This is a genomic window from Amycolatopsis methanolica 239 (genome assembly GCF_000739085.1).
GTDB classification, from domain to species: Bacteria; Actinomycetota; Actinomycetes; order Mycobacteriales; family Pseudonocardiaceae; genus Amycolatopsis_E; species Amycolatopsis_E methanolica.
The window spans coordinates 428,445-447,760 of record NZ_CP009110.1 but is presented as its reverse complement, the minus strand read 5'-3'; the positions used below and the strand labels follow the sequence as shown (position 1 = coordinate 447,760).

The 19,316-nt window shown below is 72.0% G+C and carries 22 protein-coding genes; 3 read left to right on the top strand and 19 right to left on the bottom strand.

Annotated features, from left to right (window positions below; translation table 11 throughout):
- Positions 1 to 8 precede the first annotated feature (8 nt).
- A complete protein-coding gene (locus AMETH_RS02315; RefSeq protein ID WP_017986424.1) occupies positions 9 to 482 on the bottom strand; it encodes an Lrp/AsnC family transcriptional regulator in 474 nt (157 codons plus the stop codon).
- 212 nt (positions 483 to 694) lie between these two features.
- Between AMETH_RS02315 and AMETH_RS02310 the strand changes: the two genes are divergently transcribed.
- Complete coding sequence (locus tag AMETH_RS02310; RefSeq protein WP_017986423.1) at positions 695 to 904, top strand: BldC family transcriptional regulator; 210 nt, start codon at positions 695 to 697, stop codon at positions 902 to 904.
- A gap of 131 nt (positions 905 to 1,035) precedes the next feature.
- Positions 1,036 to 1,209, top strand: a complete 174-nt coding sequence (locus AMETH_RS38525; RefSeq protein ID WP_017986422.1) for a hypothetical protein — start codon at positions 1,036 to 1,038, stop codon at positions 1,207 to 1,209.
- A 1-nt stretch (position 1,210) separates the two neighbouring features.
- Here the strand turns inward: AMETH_RS38525 and AMETH_RS02305 are convergent, their stop codons facing one another.
- The 4 genes from AMETH_RS02305 to AMETH_RS02290 are packed head-to-tail and all read right to left on the bottom strand — an operon-like array spanning position 1,211 to position 5,675.
- Positions 1,211 to 2,311, bottom strand: coding sequence for a MinD/ParA family ATP-binding protein (locus AMETH_RS02305; RefSeq protein WP_017986421.1), 1,101 nt, complete (start codon positions 2,309 to 2,311; stop codon positions 1,211 to 1,213).
- Positions 2,311 to 3,300: a c-type cytochrome biogenesis protein CcsB gene (gene ccsB, locus AMETH_RS02300; protein ID WP_017986420.1), complete on the bottom strand. Its 990-nt coding sequence runs from the start codon at positions 3,298 to 3,300 to the stop codon at positions 2,311 to 2,313. Before ccsB ends, AMETH_RS02305 begins: the two co-directional genes overlap by 1 nt.
- Positions 3,301 to 3,303: 3 nt before the next feature.
- Positions 3,304 to 4,905 carry a cytochrome c biogenesis protein ResB gene (resB, locus tag AMETH_RS02295; RefSeq protein ID WP_017986419.1) on the bottom strand — a complete coding sequence of 534 codons (1,602 nt, stop codon included), beginning with the start codon at positions 4,903 to 4,905 and terminating at the stop codon, positions 3,304 to 3,306.
- Positions 4,902 to 5,675 (bottom strand): cytochrome c biogenesis CcdA family protein, encoded by a 774-nt coding sequence (locus AMETH_RS02290; RefSeq protein ID WP_017986418.1) that lies wholly within the window; start codon positions 5,673 to 5,675, stop codon positions 4,902 to 4,904. Before AMETH_RS02290 ends, resB begins: the two co-directional genes overlap by 4 nt.
- 121 nt (positions 5,676 to 5,796) lie before the next feature.
- Between AMETH_RS02290 and AMETH_RS02285 the strand changes: the two genes are divergently transcribed.
- Entirely contained in the window at positions 5,797 to 6,363 is a 567-nt protein-coding gene (locus AMETH_RS02285) for a hypothetical protein (RefSeq protein WP_017986417.1), read from the top strand.
- Here the strand turns inward: AMETH_RS02285 and AMETH_RS02280 are convergent.
- From AMETH_RS02280 to AMETH_RS02215, 14 genes are all read right to left on the bottom strand, one after another.
- Positions 6,300 to 6,875 (bottom strand): TlpA family protein disulfide reductase, encoded by a 576-nt coding sequence (locus AMETH_RS02280; RefSeq protein ID WP_017986416.1) that lies wholly within the window; start codon positions 6,873 to 6,875, stop codon positions 6,300 to 6,302. The genes AMETH_RS02285 and AMETH_RS02280 overlap by 64 nt on opposite strands.
- Positions 6,872 to 7,498: a histidine phosphatase family protein gene (locus tag AMETH_RS02275; protein ID WP_017986415.1), complete on the bottom strand. Its 627-nt coding sequence runs from the start codon at positions 7,496 to 7,498 to the stop codon at positions 6,872 to 6,874. The genes AMETH_RS02280 and AMETH_RS02275 overlap by 4 nt, the downstream gene beginning before the upstream one ends.
- Positions 7,495 to 8,796: a glutamate-1-semialdehyde 2,1-aminomutase gene (gene hemL / locus AMETH_RS02270; RefSeq protein ID WP_026153727.1), complete on the bottom strand. Its 1,302-nt coding sequence runs from the start codon at positions 8,794 to 8,796 to the stop codon at positions 7,495 to 7,497. The genes AMETH_RS02275 and hemL overlap by 4 nt, the downstream gene beginning before the upstream one ends.
- Positions 8,797 to 8,821: 25 nt before the next feature.
- Entirely contained in the window at positions 8,822 to 9,166 is a 345-nt protein-coding gene (locus AMETH_RS02265; protein ID WP_017986413.1) for a hypothetical protein, read from the bottom strand.
- A 12-nt stretch (positions 9,167 to 9,178) separates the two neighbouring features.
- Positions 9,179 to 9,601, bottom strand: a complete 423-nt coding sequence (locus tag AMETH_RS02260) for a DUF3093 family protein (protein ID WP_017986412.1) — start codon at positions 9,599 to 9,601, stop codon at positions 9,179 to 9,181.
- Between the two features lie 3 nt (positions 9,602 to 9,604).
- A complete protein-coding gene (locus tag AMETH_RS02255; RefSeq protein ID WP_017986411.1) occupies positions 9,605 to 10,066 on the bottom strand; it encodes a hypothetical protein in 462 nt (153 codons plus the stop codon).
- A 55-nt stretch (positions 10,067 to 10,121) separates the two neighbouring features.
- On the bottom strand, positions 10,122 to 11,093 hold the full coding sequence (gene hemB, locus AMETH_RS02250; RefSeq protein ID WP_081617648.1) for a porphobilinogen synthase: 972 nt from the start codon (positions 11,091 to 11,093) through the stop codon (positions 10,122 to 10,124).
- A gap of 79 nt (positions 11,094 to 11,172) precedes the next feature.
- Entirely contained in the window at positions 11,173 to 12,708 is a 1,536-nt protein-coding gene (locus AMETH_RS02245; protein ID WP_017986409.1) for a bifunctional uroporphyrinogen-III C-methyltransferase/uroporphyrinogen-III synthase, read from the bottom strand.
- A gap of 55 nt (positions 12,709 to 12,763) precedes the next feature.
- Complete coding sequence (hemC, locus tag AMETH_RS02240; protein ID WP_017986408.1) at positions 12,764 to 13,720, bottom strand: hydroxymethylbilane synthase; 957 nt, start codon at positions 13,718 to 13,720, stop codon at positions 12,764 to 12,766.
- Positions 13,717 to 15,042: a glutamyl-tRNA reductase gene (locus AMETH_RS02235; protein WP_017986407.1), complete on the bottom strand. Its 1,326-nt coding sequence runs from the start codon at positions 15,040 to 15,042 to the stop codon at positions 13,717 to 13,719. The genes hemC and AMETH_RS02235 overlap by 4 nt, the downstream gene beginning before the upstream one ends.
- On the bottom strand, positions 15,043 to 15,825 hold the full coding sequence (locus AMETH_RS02230; protein ID WP_017986406.1) for a redox-sensing transcriptional repressor Rex: 783 nt from the start codon (positions 15,823 to 15,825) through the stop codon (positions 15,043 to 15,045).
- Between the two features lie 165 nt (positions 15,826 to 15,990).
- Positions 15,991 to 17,505: a molybdopterin-dependent oxidoreductase gene (locus tag AMETH_RS02225; protein ID WP_017986405.1), complete on the bottom strand. Its 1,515-nt coding sequence runs from the start codon at positions 17,503 to 17,505 to the stop codon at positions 15,991 to 15,993.
- Positions 17,506 to 17,552: 47 nt separating this feature from the next.
- A complete protein-coding gene (locus AMETH_RS02220; protein WP_017986404.1) occupies positions 17,553 to 17,789 on the bottom strand; it encodes a glutaredoxin family protein in 237 nt (78 codons plus the stop codon).
- Between the two features lie 7 nt (positions 17,790 to 17,796).
- Positions 17,797 to 19,290: an AMP-binding protein gene (locus AMETH_RS02215; RefSeq protein WP_017986403.1), complete on the bottom strand. Its 1,494-nt coding sequence runs from the start codon at positions 19,288 to 19,290 to the stop codon at positions 17,797 to 17,799.
- Between the last annotated feature and the right edge of the window lie 26 nt (positions 19,291 to 19,316).

Genomic DNA, 19,316 nt, shown 5'->3' with positions numbered 1-19,316 from the left:
TGACGAGCCTACGCGCCGGTCGGCGGCGGGTCTTCCAGCACCGTGTTGTTCGGCCTGCCCTCGAACCGCGTGGACAGCACCACCGTGGTCCGCGTGCGCGCCACCCCCGCGATCCGGCGCAACCTGCCCAGCGTGTGCTCCAGGTCGTCGACCGTCGGCACCCGCACCTTCACCACGAATGCCTCGTCCCCGGCGACCGCGTAACAGCTCTCGACCTCGGGCAGCGCGCCCAGCTCCTCGGCCACGTCGTTGTCCTCGGCCGTGTCGGTCGGCTGGATGCCGACCAGCGCCGTCACGCCGAGACCGACCGTGCTCGGGTTGACGGTCGCGTGGTACCCGGTGATCACCCCGGCCGCCTCCAGCTTGCCGACCCGCTCGTGCACGGACGACGCGGACAGCCCCACGGTTCTGCCCAGCTCCGCGTACGTGGCACGACCGTTCAGGCGCAGCGCGGCGATGATCTTGCGGTCCAGGGCATCCACGCGGACCAGCCTAGGCGGCCTTTACCCCCGGCCCGCGACCGCTGCCTGCACAGTTGCTTAGCGTCCACAAGCTGGGCGTTTTGTCCATTACTTACCCTTTACTGTTCGACAACCGTTCGAGTACCTGGCGGGTGAGATGCCACGATTGCCGTGTTGATCGAACCGGGGCTTCGAGCTCCGGTTTAGCAGTTTGGTCGTGAAGGAGGCGGAAAATGACCGCTAGCACGGGAGGGCGCCTGCTGACGCCCGGCGAAGTCGCCGCGTTGTTCCGGGTGGACCCGAAGACCGTGACCCGGTGGGCGACCGCGGGCCGCATCGGCTCGATCCGCACCCCCGGTGGGCACCGGCGCTTCCGGGAGTCCGAGGTCAACGCCCTGCTGGCCGAGCTCACCACGGACGCGAGCGAGCCCGCCCGCGTCTGAGCAGGTGGCGAGAACCCCGCGGACCGGCCAGGCCGGCCCCGCGGGGCCCGAGCGCGTCAACCGGAACTCACGCCGGAGGGGTTACCCTCGGTGGAGCAGTTCCGCGCCAACGCACTCGGAAGGGAGCGGGGATGATCTACCTGCTCGCAGCGATCGGAGCGCTCACCATCGCTGTCCTGTTGTGGCGAGCCTTCGGCCCCGAGCACGTCGGGGTGTCGTCGCGAGCGACCGTCCCACCGGACGACGACCCCGAATTCCTGCGCAAGCTCGGCGAGCAGAAGCCGCCGAAGTCCGAGGAGGACTGACCTACCGCTTACCGGGGAAGGCGTCGGCCATCGTGGCCGCCAGTTCGAGGAGCGCCATGCGGGTCTCCGGCGTCAGGCGCTCCAACTCGATCTCCGCGCCCTCTTCGAGGTGCGGGTCGAACGGGATCCGGCACACCGCGCGGGTCCGCGCCGCGAAGTGCGCGGCTAGCTTGTCCAGGTCCACCGAACCGGCCTTCGGGCGGACCGAGTTGATCACGGTCACCGAGCGCTTCACCAGGTCGCCGTAACCGTGGGCGTCCAGCCAGTCCAGCGTCGCCGAGGCGCTGCGCGAACCGTCGACCGAGCCCGACGACACCACCACCAGCGCGTCGGCCGCGTCCAGCACGCCCTTCATCGCCGAGTGCATCAGGCCGGTGCCGCAGTCGGTGAGCACGATGTTGTAGAAGTGCTCCAGTAGGTTGACCGTGCGCAGGTAGTCGCTCTCGGAGAACGCCTCCGACACCGCCGGGTCCTGCTCGCTGGCGAGGATCTCCAGCCGGCTCGAGCCCTGTGACGTGTAGGCCCGGACGTCGCTGTAGCGCGTGATCTTGTCCGCGTCCCGCAGCAGGTGCCGCACCGTCGCCGTGGTCTCGATCGGGATCTTCTGCGACAGCGTGCCGCGGTCCGGGTTCGCGTCGACCGCGATCACCCGGTCACCGCGCAGCGCCGCGAACGTCGAGCCCAGCGTGGTGGTGATCGTGGTCTTGCCGACCCCACCCTTGAGGCTCAGCATCGCGATCCGGAAGCACCCGCGCAGCGGCTGGTTCACCCGCGCGACCAGCTCGCGCTGCCGCTGCTCCTGCGGGCTCTCCCCCGGGTTGATCAGCTTGCCGGAGGCGACGTAGACCACCTTGCGCCAGCCCGACTGGGGCACGCGCTTCGGCGGCCGCACCGGCCGGTCGGGCGACGCGTGACGCGGCCGCGACGGCTGCGGCAACGGCGGGTACGGGTACTGCGGCTGCCCGTACTGCTGCTGTTGCAGCGGAGGCAGGTTCGGGTCGTAACCGGGCTGCTGGTGCCGCGGCGGCGGAGGAGCCGGGTGCGAGGTGGAGTCGGTTCGTTCGTCGGAGAAGTAGGACTCGGGTTCGCGCGGCTCGGTCATCAGCCGACCCCGGCGTAGGAATGCAGGCCCGTGGTGACGAGGTTGACGAAGAACAGGTTGAACACCGTCACCGCGAAGCCGACGGTGTTGATGACCGCCGCGCGGGTGCCGCGCCAGCCCGCCGTGGCCCGCGAGTGCAGGTAGGCGGCGTAGACGATCCACGCGATGAACGCGGTGGTCTCCTTCGGGTCCCAGCCCCAGAACCGGCCCCACGCGGCCTCGGCCCACACCGCGCCGCACAGCACGCCGAACGTGAACAGCGGGAACGCGAACACCGTGGTGCGGTAGGCGATTCGGTCGAGCACGTCGGCCGAGGGCAGCCGCGACCCGAACCGGGCGAACCGCTTCGGGTCGCGCTCGTGCGCCGAGCGGATCAGGTACAGGATGCTGGCGACACCGGGCACCAGGAAGATGCCGGACGACGCGGCCGCCGCGGAGACGTGGATGACCAGCCAGTACGACTGCAGCGCGGGCTGGACCGGCGCGGCGACGGTGTAGAGCATCGTGCCGCCGACGAACATCAGGATGACGACCGGCAGCAGCAGGAAACCGGACAGGTGGCGGGCCGGGAACTTGCGGATCACCACGAGCCAGGTCACCACGGCGATGAACGTCACCGCCATGATGTATTCATACATGTTTCCCCACGGCACGCGGTGGGTCGCCAGACCACGCAACACCAGCGCGGTCAGGTGCAGCAGCACGCCCAGGACGGTCAGCGCAGCGCCCATGCGGCCGATCCGCTCGGCGCGGCCGCGGGCGGCGCGGGCCGCGGGAGTTTCAGCCGGAGGGGTGACCGTCTCGGTGCTGTCCGGGCCGCCGGCGCCGACGAGTTCACGCGCCCGCTCCCGGGTGCGCTCGGCCGCGCGGCGCCCCTTGGCGCCGAAGGACTGTTCGATGAGGAAGAAGACCAGCGCCAGTACGTAGATCGCGGTCGCCGTCGTGTAGGACCAGTCGCTGTACTGGGACAACGTCTCGTTGACCGGCATTACCTACCTCTTCTTCTTGCCTGTGAGCAGCTCTTCCGCGATCCGGGTGAACTCCTCGCCGTAGCCCGCCTGGTCGGTGCGGGCGAGCCCGCCCACCTCGACCACGGTACCGGTCCCGCCCTCGCCGGCCGGGACGACCCGCACCCACAGCCTGCGACGTTTGATCAGCAACGACAACCCGAGGCCGAGGAACATCGCGACGGCGAACCCGAGCACGTAGGTCTGGGTCGGGTCGTGCGAGATCTGCAGCGACACGAAGCGCTGCACCCCGTCGAACCGCACCACGGTGCCGTCGTCGAGGGTGACCGACTGGCCCACGTTCAGGTTCGAGCGGGCCACGCGCGCCAGCCGCCCGTCGTCCACCATGGACTGGTCGATGGAGAAGATCGACTGGCTCTGCCCGGAGTCGAGTCCGAGGTCGCCGCGCATCACGTCGACCGCGACCATCGGGTTGGTCATCTCCGGGCCGCCGCCGGTCAGCACCCCGCCGTGCAACAGGCCGTCCGGCGCGAACAGACCGGTGATCGCGAGCTGCTTGGTACGCCGCTCGAACGGGTCGGTGATGTTCGGCGGGTCGAACTTGGTCGCGCCCTCGTTGAGCGTCCCGGTGCCGTCGGTCGGGCGCCACTGCGTGGCCTGCGTGCGGGTGGTGCCGTCCGGCCAGGTGATCGTGAAGATCGGCGAGTAGCCGTTGCCGAGCAGGTAGACGCGGTCGCCAGCCAGGCGCAGCGGCGAGTTGACCTCGAGCAGGTAGTCCCGCCAGGTGCCGGTCTCCAGGTCCGCGCCGGCCTGGTACTGGACGTTCGACTTGTACTGGATGGGCTGGCCCGCCTCGGTGAACTCGGCGGTGAAGTCGTTCACCTTGACGCAGAACGGGTTCAGGTCGGTGCCGTCGACGCGCAGGCCCGGGGTGAACGAGTCGTAGGCGTAGATCCCGGAGTTGCAGAACTGGGACCCGTTGGCCTGGACGATCACCTGGCCCTCGTAGGTGTACATCTTGCCGAGCGCGAACGCGATGATCAGCCCGAGCATCCCGAAGTGGAAGACCAGGTTGCCGGCCTCGCGCAGGTACCCGCGCTCGGCGCTGATCGTGCGGGCGCCGTCCTCCTCCTCGCGCTCGACGCTGCGCCAGCCCTTGAGCCGGGCGCGGGCGGCGGCGACGACCTCGTCCGGGTCGCGCGGGGTGGTGGCCTTCGCGAAGTGCGGCAGCCGGGACAGGTTGCGCGGGGTCAGCACCGGCTTGGCCCGCATCGACTTCAGGTACTCGACGCTGCGCGGCAGCAGGCAGCCGATGAGCGAGATCATCAGCAGCAGGTAGATCGCCGAGAACCAGACGCTGGAGTAGACGTTGAAGAACTGCAGGCGGTCCAGCAGTGTGCCCCACCAGCCGTGGTCGGCGATGTACTGCTCGGTCTTCGGGGCGTTGAGCGTGCGCTGCGGCAGCAGGGCGCCGGGCAGCGCGGCGAGCGCGAGCAGGAAGAGCAGGATCAGCGCCGTGCGCATCGCCGTGAGCCCGCGCCAGGTGTTGCGCAGGAACGCCAGGACGCGCTTGGCGGGCGAGTCGCGGTACGGCTTGGGGGCCGGGGGCGCTTCGGTCGTGGTCACAGCGGCAGCACCGTGTCCGTGACGAAGGCGTCGCGCAACCAGCTGACCAGCTCGCCCCACAGGCCGGTGACCAGCAGGACCCCGACGACGAGGAGCAGCCCGCCGCCGAAGATCTGCACCCGGCGGCCGTTGCGGCGCAGCCAGTCGGTGGCGCGCACGGCCCAGCGCGCGCCGAACGCGATGAGCAGGAACGGCAGGCCGAGGCCTAGGCAGTAGACCAGGACCAGGAGGAACCCGCGGGCACCGCTGGAGCCGGTGCCCGCGGCCAGCGCGAGCACGCCGGACAGCGTCGGGCCGATGCACGGCGTCCAGCCGAGCCCGAACACCGCGCCCAGCAGCGGCGCGCCGAGCAGGCCGCCGCGCGGCACGCGGTGCGACCGGACGTCGCGCTGCAGCGCCGGGATGAGACCGAGGAACACCAGGGCCATCGCGATCGTCACCACGCCGCCGACGCGCTGCAGCAGGTCCTGGTTGACCAGCAGGGCGTCGGCGAGCCACACCAGGCTGCCGACCCCCGCGGCGAACACGACGGTGAAGCCGAGCACGAACAGACCGGCCGCGCCGACGACGGCGTAGCGGCCCTTCTTGCGGTCCTCGTCCGCGGTCACGGCGGGTGCGTCGGCGCCGACCAGCGCGGCGAGGTAGGCGAGGTAACCCGGCACGAGCGGGACGACGCACGGCGAGGCGAACGAGATGGCGCCGGCGAGCAGGGCGACCCCGGCTGCGAGCAGCAGCGGCCCGGAGGTCGCCAGCTCGGTCACGGAGTTCACGGTTCGAGGGTAAGCAGTGAGTTCGGTGTGAGTTCACCGGGATGGTCTCGGCCGATCGGCCGAGGACGGCGAGCTCTTCGACCGAAGCCGGTGCCGTGGGCCACACCATACCTTTTCGCCCATGACGATTCCGCTGCGTGTCCACGCGTCGCTGTCCGTGCTGGTCGGAGCCCCGCTGGTGTGGGAAATCACGCGCGCCGAACTCGCCTGGCGCTCGGTCCCGTTCCTGCTGTGCTGCGCGTTGACGGCCGCCGCGCCGTGGGCCGCGCTGCACCTGCGGTGGTGGGCCGGGGCGCTGATGGCCTCCGCGGGCGTGCTCGGCTCGACCGGCGCGCAGCTCGCGATGGACCACCTCGTCGTGCGGCCGGAGGTGGTGAACCTGCCCGCCGTGCAGGTCGCCGGCGTGCTCGCGGTGCTGGTGATCGTCCTGCGCGGCGCCGGGAAGTGGGGCGCCGCCCTCGGCGCCGCCGGACTGACGGCCTCCGCCGCCGCGGCCGCCGTCGCGATCCAGCAGTGGGCGCGGGTCTCGCCCCAGCTCGCGACGCCGCACCCGCCGACGGTCGCCGGGACCGCGTTCCTGCTGTTCGGCGGCGCGCTGGCGCTCGGGGTCTTCCTGCGGTCGGGTTACTCGGCGGCGAGCCGCTGGACCACCGGCTCGATGTCGCTGGCCAGGATCGACCGCAGGTAGACCGCGGCCACCCGCTGCTGCTTGTCCAGGATGATCGTGGACGGCACGACGTTGCGCGGGTAGCCGGACAGCTGCAGCAGGCTGCGGCCCGGCGGGTCGTAGATCGACGGATAGGTCAGCTGCCGGTTGCGCACGAAGTCCTGCGGCGCCGAGCGGTCGTCGTCGCGGACGTCGAGGCCGAGCACCTGCACGCCGTTGGCCTGGTGCGCCAGGTAGAGCTTCTCCAGCTCCGGCGCCTCGGTGCGGCACGGCGCGCACCACTGGCCCCAGATGTTGATCACGACGACCTTGCCCGCGTAGTCCGCGACCGAGATGGTCTTGCCCTCGGTCATCAGGTCGTCGCCGGACAGGTTCGGGATCGGCTGCCGGTCGGCGCCCTCGTAGAGGATGTCGGTCTTGCCGCCCGGCGCGACGAACTCGAAGTTGCTGCCCTGCGACACCGCGTCGTTCCCGGTGCTGCACCCGGCGAGCACGCACACGCTCGCCAGGACCGCCGCGAGGATGCGCTTCATGCTCCGGTCACCTTCGGGTCGGTGGCGCCGGCCGGCTCGCTGTAGACGATCTTCACCAGCTCCTCGCCGTCGAACACGAGGCTGGTCAGCGAGGCGAGCGAGCACTGGCGGCGGCGCGGGTCGTGCCACAGCGGCTTGGCCTCCAGGAACCGGCGCAGCGTCCAGATCGGCAGCTGGTGCGACACGCACAACGCCTCGTGGCCCTCGGCCTTCGAGCGGGCCCGCAGGACCGCGCCGAGCATCCGGTGCGCGATCTCCACGTACGGCTCGCCCCACGAGGGCAGGAACGGGTTGCGCAGCTTCGTCCAGTGCCGCGGCTGGCGCAGTGCGCCGTCGCCGACCGCGACCTTCTGGCCCTCGAACACGTTGCCCGCCTCGATCAGCCGCTCGTCGGTCTGCACGTCGAGCCGGTGCGCCGCGGCGATCGGGGCCGCGGTCTCCTGCGCGCGCTGCAGCGGGGAGGCGACCACGTGGGTGATGTCGTGGGCGGCGACGGCCTCGGCGACCGTCAGTGCCTGGCGGCGCCCGCGCTCGGACAGGTGGAAGCCGGGCAGGCGGCCGTAGAGGATCCCCTCCGGGTTGTGCACTTCGCCGTGCCGGAGGAGGTGCACGATGGTCGTCACTGACGGGCCTCCGCAGCGGCCTTCGCGGCCGCGGGCAGCGCGGCCTCGATGACCTCGAACGCCGCGTCGTCCATCGCGGAGTTGACGAACCAGGCCTCGAACGCGCTCGGCGGCCCGTACACGCCGCGCTCCAGCAGCGTGTGGAAGAACGGCGGGAAACGCCAGGTGTCCGCGCTGGTGGCGTCGTGGTAGTTACGCACCGGCTCCTCGCGGAAGAACACACTGAGCAGGTTCCCGGCGTAGGCCACGTGGTGCGGCACCCCGGCCTTGGTCAGCGCCTCGGTGAACAGCGCGCCCAAGCGCTGCGAGTTGGCGTCGAGGCGGCGGTACACCTCGTCGTCGGCCGTGCGCAGGGTTGCCAGGCCCGTGGCGACCGCGACCGGGTTCCCGGACAGCGTGCCGGCCTGGTAGACCGGGCCGGTCGGGGCGAGCCGGGCCATCACGTCGGAGCGGCCGCCGAACGCCGCGGCGGGCAGCCCGCCGGACATGACCTTGCCGAACGTGTAGAGATCGCCGGGCACGCCCTCGATGCCGAACCAGCCGGACCGGGACACCCGGAAGCCGGTCATGACCTCGTCCATGATCAGCAGCGCGCCGTGCTCGTGCGCGATGTCCCGCAGCTGGGCGTTGAAGTCCACGTCCGGCGCGACGGCGCCCATGTTGCCCGCGGCGGCCTCGGTGATGATCGCCGCGATCGAGTCCGGGTTCTCCGCGAACGACTGCCGCACGGCCTCGATGTCGTTGTAGGGCAGCACGATCGTGTCCGCGGCCTGCGCCCCGGTCACCCCGGGCGAGGTCGGCAGGCCGAGCGTGGCGACGCCGGAGCCGGCCTGGGCGAGCAGCGCGTCGACGTGCCCGTGGTAGCAGCCGGCGAACTTGATGATCTTGCCGCGGCCGGTGAACCCGCGGGCCAGCCGGATCGCGCTCATCGTCGCCTCGGTGCCGGAGTTGACCAGCCGCACCTGGTGCACCGGGTCGACCCGGTCAATGATCTCCTCGGCCAGCTCGACCTCGCCGATCGTCGGCGTGCCGAAGGACAGGCCCGAACTCGCGGCCGCGCGGGCCGCGTCGACGACCGCCGGGTGCGCGTGCCCGAGGATCATCGGACCCCACGAGGACACCAGGTCCACGTAGCGGTTGCCGTCCGCGTCCCACAGGTACGGACCCTCGCCGCGCACCATGAACCGCGGCGTGCCGCCCACCGAGTTGAACGCCCGCACCGGGGAGTTCACCCCACCCGGTGTCACAGCGGCGGCCCGGTCGAACCATGCCCTGGACTTGTCGACTGCTTGCGTCACAGACCCCAGTCTTGCAAAGGTCCCGTCAGGCCTGGTTCAGGTGTCCGGTGAAGTAGCCGAAGTCGTCCTCGTCATGATCGGCTTCGCGGCTTTTCCGGCGGCGCTTGACGCGCACCGCGAGCAGGACCTCGCGGACGGCGTCGACCAGCAGGATCCCGGCGACCACGCCGAGGCCGATCGCGCCGGACATCCAGCTCCCGACCCAGCGCGTGCTGGTCAGAACGGTGCCGTCGGTGAGGGTCACCACGACCGTGTGCACGCCCTGCTGCCACAACTGGAAGGCGCCCCACACGGCCACCGCCGCCAGCAGCACCTCGGCCAGCGCGACCACCGCGCGCACGGGCTGGTTGAGGCGAGCCTGTTCAGTCACGTGAGCAGCCTCTCATGCCGTCCGCGCCTCCTGCAGCACGGTCCGCAGCGCCTCGACGTCCTTGGCCCAGGCGAGCACGACGGTGCCGTCGGTGAGCCGGATGGGCAGCGAGTCGTACTTGTTCGGGGTGGTCCAGCCGCCGCCGAGCACCCGCGCCCCGGTCGGCGCGCCGACGTCGGCGACCTCGGCGATGTCGGTCAGCGGCAGCCGTTCGCGGCCCTGCCACAACGCTTCGCCGGTGACGCGGACGGTCAGGAACCGCCGCCGCGCGTACACCCAGGGAGCGGTGATCGCGGCCAGCCCGAGACCGACGATCACCCACGCGACGGTGTGCGTGGCGCCGGTGAGCAGCTCGGCCAGGAACCCGAGCAGGGCGAAGCCGGGCCCGTACGCGAGGGCCGTCCAGCTCGCTCCGCGCTCGACGTACCGGTCCACGGCTTACCGGCGGCTGACCTTCGGGAAGTACGGCTGCACCGACGGGATGTACATCAGCGCCAGCGCGACCAGACCGAGCAGCGTCGCGACCAGCGAGATGCCGGTGTAGGCCTGCATCACGAACTGGAAGACCAGCGTGATCGCCACCAGGACCGTCAGGACGGTGCGGGCGGAGCGGGTGCCCTGGCGCGCCTTCCAGGCGAACAGCACGAAGAAAGCCGCGAACGACACCGAGCCGACCAGCAGCATCGCGAACAGCACCGTGGTGCCGGACGCGATCTTGTCCGGGGTGATCTGCGTGTTCGTGTTGGCCTTGACCAGGGTGTCGATGACCTGCTGGCGGGCCAGGAACACCACCAGGTAGGCGATGACGAGGACCACCGCGGAGGCGACCCACAGCCAGAACGACACTTGCACCGGCTTCGGCGGGTCCGGCCGTTCGACCAGGTCGTCCGATTCACTCACCCGTCAGAGACTACTGTGCCGCCGTCGCCGCCGACCCGGCCGGGCGGCCGCTGGCTCAGTCGAGCCAGGCCGCCGCTTCCGTCGCCCAGTAGGTCAGGATCATGTCCGCACCCGCGCGGCGGATCGAGGTCAGCACCTCAAGGATCGTGCGCTCGCGGTCCAGCCAGCCGTTCGCCGCGGCCGCCTCGACCATCGCGTATTCGCCGGAGATGTTGTACGCCGCCACCGGGACCGGGGACGCGTCGGCCGCCAGGCGGATCACGTCCAGGTACGACAGTGCCGGCTTGACCATGATCGCGTCGGCGCCCTCTTCGACGTCCAGCTCGATCTCGCGCAGCGCCTCGCGCGCGTTGCCCGGGTCCTGCTGGTACGTCTTGCGGTCGCCCTTGAGCTGGGAGTCCACCGCCTCGCGGAACGGGCCGTAGAAAGCGCTCGCGTATTTGGCGGAGTAGGCCAGGATGCCGGTCTCGGTGTGGCCTGCCTCGTCGAGCGCCCGGCGGATCACGCCGACCTGGCCGTCCATCATGCCGCTCGGCCCGAGCAGGTGCGCCCCGGCGTCGGCCTGGGCCACGGCCATGTCCGCGTATACCGACAGCGTCGCGTCGTTGTCCACGCCTCCGCGGTCGTCCAGCACGCCGCAGTGGCCGTGGTCGGTGAACTCGTCCAGGCACGTGTCGGCCATCAGGACGGTCGAGTCGCCGAGCTCCGAGCTCAGGTCGCGCAGGGCGACGTTGAGGATGCCGTTCTCGTCGACCGCGCCGGAGCCGGTCGCGTCCCGGTTCGCGGGCACACCGAAGAGCATCAGCCCGCCCACGCCGGCCTGCACCGCCTCGACGGCCGCCTTGCGCAGCGTGTCCCGGGTGTGCTGGACGACGCCAGGCATGCTCGAGATGGGCCGCGGCGCCGTGGCGCCCTCGGCGACGAACATGGGCAGGATCAGCTGGCGCGGCCGGAGGGTGGTCTCACTGACGAGGCGCCGCAGCGCCGCCGTGCTCCGCAACCGGCGGGGACGATGCTCGGGAAACACTCCATCGACGGTACTCCGGCCACGGAACACGCTCGGGGCCGCCCGTGACATCTCACGGACGGCCCCGAGGGACGGACGATCAGGAAGAACGCCGGGTGCGCTTCGCCTTCCGCGGCGGCGGCAGGGCGCCCTCCGCGCGCAGCTTGGCGGCGTGCGCGGCGAGCGCGTCGACCAGGTGCGGCACGTCGGCCACCTCCGGCTGCACGTCCACCCGCAGGCCGAACTCGACCGCGGTCTCCGCGGTCTTCGGCCCGATGCACGCGACCAGCGTGCGTGTGTGCGGCTTGCCCGCGATGCCGACCAGGTTCCGCACGGTCGACGACGAGGTGAAGCACACCGCGTCGAACCCGCCGGTCTTGATCATCTCGCGGGTCTCGGCAGGCGGCGGCGCGGCGCGGACGGTCCGGTAGGCCGTCACGTCGTCGACCTCCCAGCCGCGGTCGACCAGGCCGGCGGACAGGGTCTCGGTGGCGATGTCGGCCCGCGGCAGCAGCACGCGGTTCACCGGGTCCAGCACGTCGTCGTACGGCGGGAACTCGGCCAGCAGACCCTCGCTGGACTGCTCGCCCTGCGGGATCATCTCCGGGTTGATGCCGAACGCGCGCACGCGGGCCGCGGTGGCCTCGCCGACGCAGGCGATCTTCACACCGGAGAAGGCGCGGGCGTCGAGGCCGAACTCCTCGAACTTCTCCCACACCGCCTTCACCGCGTTGGCCGAGGTGAACACGATCCACTGGTAGCGGCCGTCGACCAGGCCCTTGACCGCGCGCTCCATCTGGGCGGGGCTGCGCGGCGGCTCGACCGAGATGGTCGGGACCTCGTGCGACGTGGCGCCGTGGATGCGCAGCCGCTCGGCCATCTCGCCGGCCTGCTCCTTGGTGCGGGGCACCAGGACCTTCCAGCCGTAGAGGGCGCGCGACTCCCACCAGGACAGCTTCGACCGCTGCCCGGCCTGCTCGCCGACGGTCACCACGAGCGGGCCGACCAGTTCACCGGCGTCCTGCGACAGGCTCGCCAGCGTGGTGTCGACCGTGCGCTGGGTGTTGATCGTGCCGTTGGCGGTGACGGCGACCGGGGTGGTGCCTGCCAGGCCGTGTTCGGTCAGCGCGCCGGCGGCCTCGGCCAGCTGGCCGGAAGTCGCGTGCAGCACGATCGGGCCGGGGGCGGCGGCCACCTTCGCCCAGTCGACGTCGCCGCGGACGTCGACGTCGGTGTAGCTGCCGCCGAGCGCGATGCCGGCGTAGGCGGGCACGGCCGAACCCGGCGTGATGCCCGGCACGACCTCGAAGACCGCGCTGGTCTTCGCGACGGCCTGCACCTCGGCGACGGCGGCGGCGCTGGTCAGCGGGTCGCCGCTGGACAGGCGCAGCACGAGCCGTCCGCCCTTGGCCTCGTTGGCGAGGTCCTTCGCGACCTCGGCGGGCTCGCCGACGGCGGGCCTGACCTCGGCGTCCGCGCTGGCGCCCGCGAGCACGCCGGCGGGCACGTCCGGGTCGGTCACCACGACCTCGGCCTTCGCCAGGAGCTCCTGGGCACGTACGGTCAGCAGTCCGGCGTCGCCGGGGCCGGAGCCCACGAAGGCGACGCGCCCAGCGGTTGTCCGCGCGGGGGTCATCGTGTCTTTCTCCTATGAGTCGGCGCGAGCGCGCCGAACCGTTCGAGGAACTGTTTCACCGTGATTCGCGGCCCGGGCCGGACAGCGCGCCGGCTCCGAGGTCGAGCAGCTCCGCGGCCAGGTCGCGGCCGAGTTGCTCCGCTTCGCTCTTGCCGGCGACCGCCGAGGCGCGCAGCAGCTGCACACCCTCGTCGTCGAGGCCGGCGGCGGCGACCCCGCGCAGCGACACGTTCTCGATGACCGAGCCGTCCGCGTCAAGATCCTCCACCACCTCGGCGAGTGCGCCGACGGGCGCGCTGCAGCCGGCTTCGAGCGCGGCCAGCATGGCCCGCTCCGCCGTCACCGCGGCCCGTGTCGCTTCGTCGTCCACAATGGACCGAAGAAGGTGTTCGATGTCCACGTCGTCGACGCGGCACTCCACCGCCAGCGCGCCCTGTGCGGGCGCGGGCAGCATCTGGATCGGGTCCAGGGTCTCGGTGATCACGTCGGCCCGGCCGAGACGGGCCAGGCCGGCGCGCGCGAGCACGACGGCGTCCAGCTCGCCGTCGAAGACCTTGTTCAGCCGGGTGTCGATGTTGCCCCGGATGGGCACGACCTCGAAGCCGAGGCCGAGCGCGCGCAGCTGCGCCGTGCGGCGCGGCGAACCGGTGCCGATGCGCGCGCCCGGGGGCAGCTCGCCCAGCGTCAGCCCGTCGCGGGCGATCAGCGCGTCACGCGGGTCCTCCCGCGGCGGCACGGCGGCCAGCACGATGCCGCGCTCGGGCGCCGTCGGCAGGTCCTTGTACGAGTGCACCGCGACGTCGACCTGCTTGTTCAGCAGGGCCTCGCGCAGCGCGGAGGTGAACACGCCGACGCCGATCTCCGCGATCGGCGCGCTGGAGCGGTCACCCGGCGTCGAGACCTTCACGATCTCGACCTCCTGGCCCGCCTTGCGCAGCGCGTCGGCGACCGTGCCGGTCTGGGTCAGGGCGAGGGCGCTGCCCCGCGTCCCGATCCGAATGGTCCTCGTCACTTGCTTTCACCGTCTGTCCTGGGCAGGCGCTCGGTGGTCGGGCTCGACACGACGGCAGGCGATGCCGGGTCGAGCTCGAACAGCTCCCGCAGCGCGTTGGCGTAGTCCGTGCCCTGGGTTTCCGCGGCGAGCTGCTTCACACGCACCGTCGGCGCGTGCAGCAGCTTGTCCACGACCCGGCGCACGGTCCGGTTGAACTCGTCGCGGACCTCGGCGTCGAGGCCGGGCAGCCGGTTGTCCAGCCGCAGCATCTCGGCGTCGACGACCTCGGCGGCCCGCTTGCGCAGCGCGGTGACGGTCGGGGTGACCGCGGCGCTGCGCTGGGCGGCGAGGTACTCGCGCACCTCGTCCAGCACGATGCCGTTGGCCTTGGCGATCTGCTTGGCGCTGCCCGCCGAGCCCAGCGAGTCCATCCGCTTGCGGACGGTCTCCAGGTCGACGAGGCGGACGCCGGGCAGGCTGTCCACGTCGGGGTGGACGTCCCGCGGCAGGCCGAGGTCGCACACCACGACCGGGCGCTCGCCGCGGCCGGCAAGGTGCGCGGGCGTGATGACGACGTCCTGCGCGCCGGTGCAGGCGACCACGACGTCGGCGTCGGCGAGGCGGGCGGTCAGCTCGTCCATGCCGGCGGCCACCGCGGGCACGCCCTGCTCGGTGACGTTGGCCGCGAGCCGCTCGGCGTTGGCCAGGGTGCGGTTGACGACCGTGATGCGGCCTATGCCGCTCTTGCGCAGCTGGCTCGCGGACAGCGCGCCCATCGAACCGGCGCCGACGATCACCGCGTGCTGGCCTGCCAGGTCGGGCGCCTCGCCGAGGGCTTCGGACACCACGGACGCGCCGAGGTGGTCCAGCCCGGTCTCGGTGTGCACGCGCTTGCCGACGCGCAGCGTGGTCTGGATCAACTCGTGCAGGGTGCGGCCGACGGTGCCGGCCTCGCGCGCGGCGGCGTAGTAGTTGCGCACCTGGCCGAGGATCTGCGTCTCACCGACGACCATCGAGTCCAGGCCGGAGGCCACGGAGAAGATGTGCTCGACGGCGGCGCCCGCGTAGTGCACGTAGAAGTTGTCGTAGAGGTCGGCGGCGTCGCAGCCGGCCTGGCGCGCGAGCACCTCGGAGATGTCGGCCAGACCGCCGTGGAACGCCTCGACCACCGAGTAGACCTCGATGCGGTTGCACGTCGAGACGAGCATGACCTCGTTCACGTGCGGCGACTGCTGGAGCTCGTGCAGCACCTTCTCCAGCTCCGTCGCAGGCACCGCGACCTTCTCCAGCGTCCGGAGATCGGCAGTGCGGTACGACAGCCCGACGGCCAGGACACTCACTTAGCGCACCACCATTCCGTTACCACCCACGTTCTCCGCTCGCCGGGCGACGTGGAACGACAGGATCTGCAGCTCCACGGCCAGGTCGACCTTGCGCACCTCGACGTGGTCGGGCACCTGGAGGACCACCGGCGCGAAGTTCAGGATGCACTGCACCCCGCCCTGCACCAGCCGGTCGGCGACCGTCTGGGCCGCGGGCGGCGGCGTCGCGATGACGCCGATCGAGACCCCCCGCTCCGAGCACACCTCGGGGATGTCGTTGAGGTGCGACACTGGGATCCCGCCGACCGGAACGCCGATCAGGTCGGGGTCGATGTCGAACAGCGCCTCGACCGGGAACCCACGGCCGGGGAAGCCTCCGTAATTGGCCAACGCATGACCGAGGTTACCGATTCCGACGACGGCGACCTTGTGCTGTCGCGTGAGTCCCAGAATGCGCTCGAGCTGGGCCACCAGCACGGCGACCTCGTAGCCGACACCGCGGGTGCCGTACGAGCCGAGGTAGGACAGGTCCTTGCGCAGCTTGGCGGAGTTCACGCCGGCGGCGGTGGCGAGCTCCTCGCTGGCCACGGTGGTCGCGCCCTGCTCGGACATGGCGGACAGGACGCGCAGGTACACGGCGAGACGGGCGACGGCGGCCTCCGGGATCGCGCGGACCCTGGCCTCCTCGGCGCCGTTCTCGGTGACCGCGGGCATCTCCGCGGTGGGGGCGTTGTCGGCGTCCGGGGTGGACAGCTTCCGGGCGACGGCCGAACCGTTTCGCCGGCCACGCTGTGACACCACGCCGGCCTCCTCGTTCCACGCCCTCGATGAGCTTCGAAATCCCTCTTGACCCGGGCCGCGAAGTCGGGTTTGATGCACGGCCGCCGCGAGGGGTACCGGCAATACGGTAGCCACTTGTGAACGCAGGCACAAAGTGGCTGGTCAACGGCATGACCGAAAGCACATCTAGCGCGCCGTGAAGGTGATCGTGTGCCAGCCGGTGGCGCCGTCCGGGACGACATCGGCGAGCTGATCGGTCTGCGTGTAACCGCTGCGGTCGGTCGCCCGCACCCGCACCGCGTGGCTGCCGCGCGCGACCGGCACGTCCACCCACCACATGCGCCAGGCGTCCACCGTCACCTCGGTGGACAGCTCCGCCGTCGCCCACGGGCCGTCGTCCACGCTCACCTCGACCCGGTCGATCCCGGTGTGCTGCGCCCACGCGATCCCGGCGATGCGCACCTGCCCGGCGGCGACCGGACCGCGCGGAGCGTCGATGCGCGACTCCGTCTTCACCGGCGCCTGCCGCGCCCAGCCGCGCTGCAGCCAGTACGGCTTGCGCGCGGCCCAGGTGGTGACCTCCAGGTCGGTCACCCACTTCGTCGCCGAGACGTAGCCGTAGAGCCCGGGCACGACCAGCCGCGCCGGGAAACCGTGCTCGATCGGCAGCGGCTCGCCGTTCATGCCGATCGCGAGCATCGCGCCGACGGACGGATCGATCATCGCGGCCACCGGCGTGCCCGCGGTCCAGCCGTCCGCGCTGGTGGAGAACACCTGCTCGGCGCCGGGCCGGAGACCGGCTTCGGCCAGCAGCTCGGCGAGGTCGACGCCGATGAACCGCGCGGTGGAGATGTAGGGCCCGCCGACCGGGTTGGACACGCAGCACAGGGTCACGATCCGCTCGACCAGTGGCCGGTCGCGGATGTCGGACCAGGAGTAGGTGATCTCGCGGTCCACCATGCCGTGGATCCGCAGCGACCAGTCCTCAGTGCGGACCTGCGGCACCACGAGCGCGGTGTCGATGCGGTAGAAGTCCGCGTTGGGCGTGAGGAACGACGGCGTGCCGAACTTCGCGAAGTCCGCGCCGGCGGGCACCGGTGGCGCGGTCCGCGTGGCGACCAGCGGGCCTACGGCCGCCCGGGAGCCCTCGGCGTCCCTGCTCGTGCCGACCAGCTGTCCGACGACCCCGGCCACGCCGGCGCCAGCCACGGCGATCAGGAAGTTCCGCCGCGCGGCCGACGAGTACTGCCCGTCCAGCGCGGTCCGGTGCAGCCACGCGAACACCGCGAGCCCGGCGACCAGGCTGGCCACCGGCGCGAGCAACGCGATCTGCCCCAGGTCGGGGCGGGTGAACACGGCGGCCCCGCCGAGCACGCCGACCGCGGACACGAACACCAGCCCGGGCGCGGCCCGGCGGCGGGAGGCGAGCCCGGCGGCCACTGCGAGCGCCAGCGCGGCAACGGCCATACCGGTCAGCAGCACGGCCTTGTCCGCGGTGCCGAACGCCCGCACCGCGAAGTCCTTGAGCCAGGCCGGGGTCAGGTCGATCGCCGCGTTGCCGACCGCCACGAACGGCGAAGCGCCCGCCCCGACGAACCCGGCGACCAGGTGCCCGGCCCCGAGCGCGGCGATCAGGGCGATCACACCGATCAGCCCGGCGACGGGCGCGGACAGCCGCGGCGACTCGAGGTTCGTGCTCACGCCACCAGTCTGGCCCCGGCGGGGCGCCCAGCGGGGTTACCGAACGCTTACGCCAGCGCGGCGCGGAGCCGGTCCTCCTCGACCTTCCAGTAGCCGTGCTCGGCGCCGTCGACCAGGATCACCGGCACCCGGTCGCCGTACTCGGCCTGCCACTCCCGGTCGCTGTCGACGTCCTCGGCGCGCCACGGCACGCCCAGCTCGGCGCAGATCCGCTCGACGTCCCGCTCCGCCTGGACGCACGACGAGCAGCCCTGGCGGGTCATCACGGTCACTTCGTGGGCCATGGGCAAATCATCCCCGCAACTGCACCCGGCGCAGCTTCCCGGTCGGCGAATGCGGCAGCCGCTCGGCGAACTCGACCGTGTGCGGCACCTTGTACCCGGCCAGCCGCTCCGCGCAGGCCTCGACGACCTGCTGCTCGGACAGCGACGCACCGGGCGCGGGAACCACGACCGCCTTGACCGCCTCGCCGCTGCGCTCGTCGAGCACCCCGACCACGGCCACCTCGGCCACCTCCGGCAGCCCGGCGATGACCTCCTCGACCTCGTGCGGGTACACGTTGAAGCCGTTCACGATGATCAGGTCGTTGGCACGGTCCACCAGGTGCAGGTCGCCGTCGCTGTCCAGGAACCCGATGTCGCCGGTGCGGAACCAGCCGTCGGCGTCCGGCCCGTGCGCGCCGTCCGGCCAGTAGCCGGAGAACAGGTTCGCGCCGCGGATCGCGACCAGGCCGGTGCCGTCGCCGTCCTCCTCGAACACGTCCTCCGGGTCGTCCGGGTCGAGCGGCACCGGCTCGCCCGAGCCGTCCGGCCCCACCAGCCGGATCTCCACGCCGGGCAGCGGGCGGCCCGTCGAGCCGGGCTTCGGGTAGCCGGTGACCAGCGTCGACGTCACCACCGGCGCGGTCTCGGTCAGCCCGTAGCCCTCGAACACGCCCAGCCCGGTCTTCTCCCGGATCGCGGCGAGGACCTTCGGGTGCAGCGGCGCCGCGCCCGACGTGAGCAGGCGGACCGTGCCCAGGCCGGCCGCGAGTTCGTCCCGCTCAAACATGGCCAGTTCGGCGTACATCGCCGGGACCCCGCCGATCACGGTCACCCGGTGGTCCGCGCACGCCCGCAGCGCCCGCCGCGCGTGGAACCGCTCGGCCAGCACGGCCGTCGCGCCCACCGCCGTGCTGAGCAGCAGGCCGGGGCCGAGCCCGTAGACGTGGAACAGCGGGATCGCGATCAGCACCCGGTCCGGGTGCCCGACCGGCGGCGGGTCGATCCGGCCCAGCTGTTCGAGGTTGGCCAACAGCGCGCGGTGCGACAGCATCACCCCGCGCGGCGGTCCGGTGGTGCCCGAGGTGTAGGAGAGCACGGCGATGTCCTCACCGCCGCCGTGGACGGGGAAATTCGCACCTGGACCGATTTCCGGCCGCAGCACCGGCACGTCGTCCGTCCCGTCGCCGGGGTTCCGGCTGATCACCAGGCGCGCGCCGCTGTGCGCGAGCACGGTGTCCAGTTCCGGGCGCGGGGACAGCGGCGAGACGGGCACCGCGATCGCACCGCAGCGGGTGACGCCGAACAGCGTGACGGCGAAGTCCGCCGAGGTGGGGAGCCGCAGCGCGACGCTGTCACCGGCCCCGACGCCCCGGTCCGCCAGGCGTTGCGCGAGCCCGCCCGCGGCCGCGTCCAGCTGCGACCAGGTCAGGCTGACGCCGGCGGCGGTGTCGATCACCGCGACGGCGTCCGGCCACTGCTCCGCGGCGCTGGTGAGCAGGTCGGCGATGTTGCCGGTTTTCATGGGGTCAGTGTGGCACCAGCTCCCCC

Bases quoted from the DNA above. Each gene is read 5' to 3' on its own strand.
- AMETH_RS02280 (WP_017986416.1), bottom strand. From the start codon at position 6,875: ATGAAGCGCATCCTCGCGGCGGTCCTGGCGAGCGTGTGCGTGCTCGCC.
- AMETH_RS02245 (WP_017986409.1), bottom strand. From the start codon at position 12,708: ATGACCCCCGCGCGGACAACCGCTGGGCGCGTCGCCTTCGTGGGCTCC.
- AMETH_RS02310 (WP_017986423.1), top strand. From the start codon at position 695: ATGACCGCTAGCACGGGAGGGCGCCTGCTGACGCCCGGCGAAGTCGCC.
- ccsB (WP_017986420.1), bottom strand. From the start codon at position 3,300: ATGCCGGTCAACGAGACGTTGTCCCAGTACAGCGACTGGTCCTACACG.
- AMETH_RS02215 (WP_017986403.1), bottom strand. From the start codon at position 19,290: ATGAAAACCGGCAACATCGCCGACCTGCTCACCAGCGCCGCGGAGCAG.
- AMETH_RS02220 (WP_017986404.1), bottom strand. From the start codon at position 17,789: ATGGCCCACGAAGTGACCGTGATGACCCGCCAGGGCTGCTCGTCGTGC.
- AMETH_RS02305 (WP_017986421.1), bottom strand. From the start codon at position 2,311: ATGACCGAGCCGCGCGAACCCGAGTCCTACTTCTCCGACGAACGAACC.
- AMETH_RS38525 (WP_017986422.1), top strand. From the start codon at position 1,036: ATGATCTACCTGCTCGCAGCGATCGGAGCGCTCACCATCGCTGTCCTG.
- AMETH_RS02285 (WP_017986417.1), top strand. From the start codon at position 5,797: ATGACGATTCCGCTGCGTGTCCACGCGTCGCTGTCCGTGCTGGTCGGA.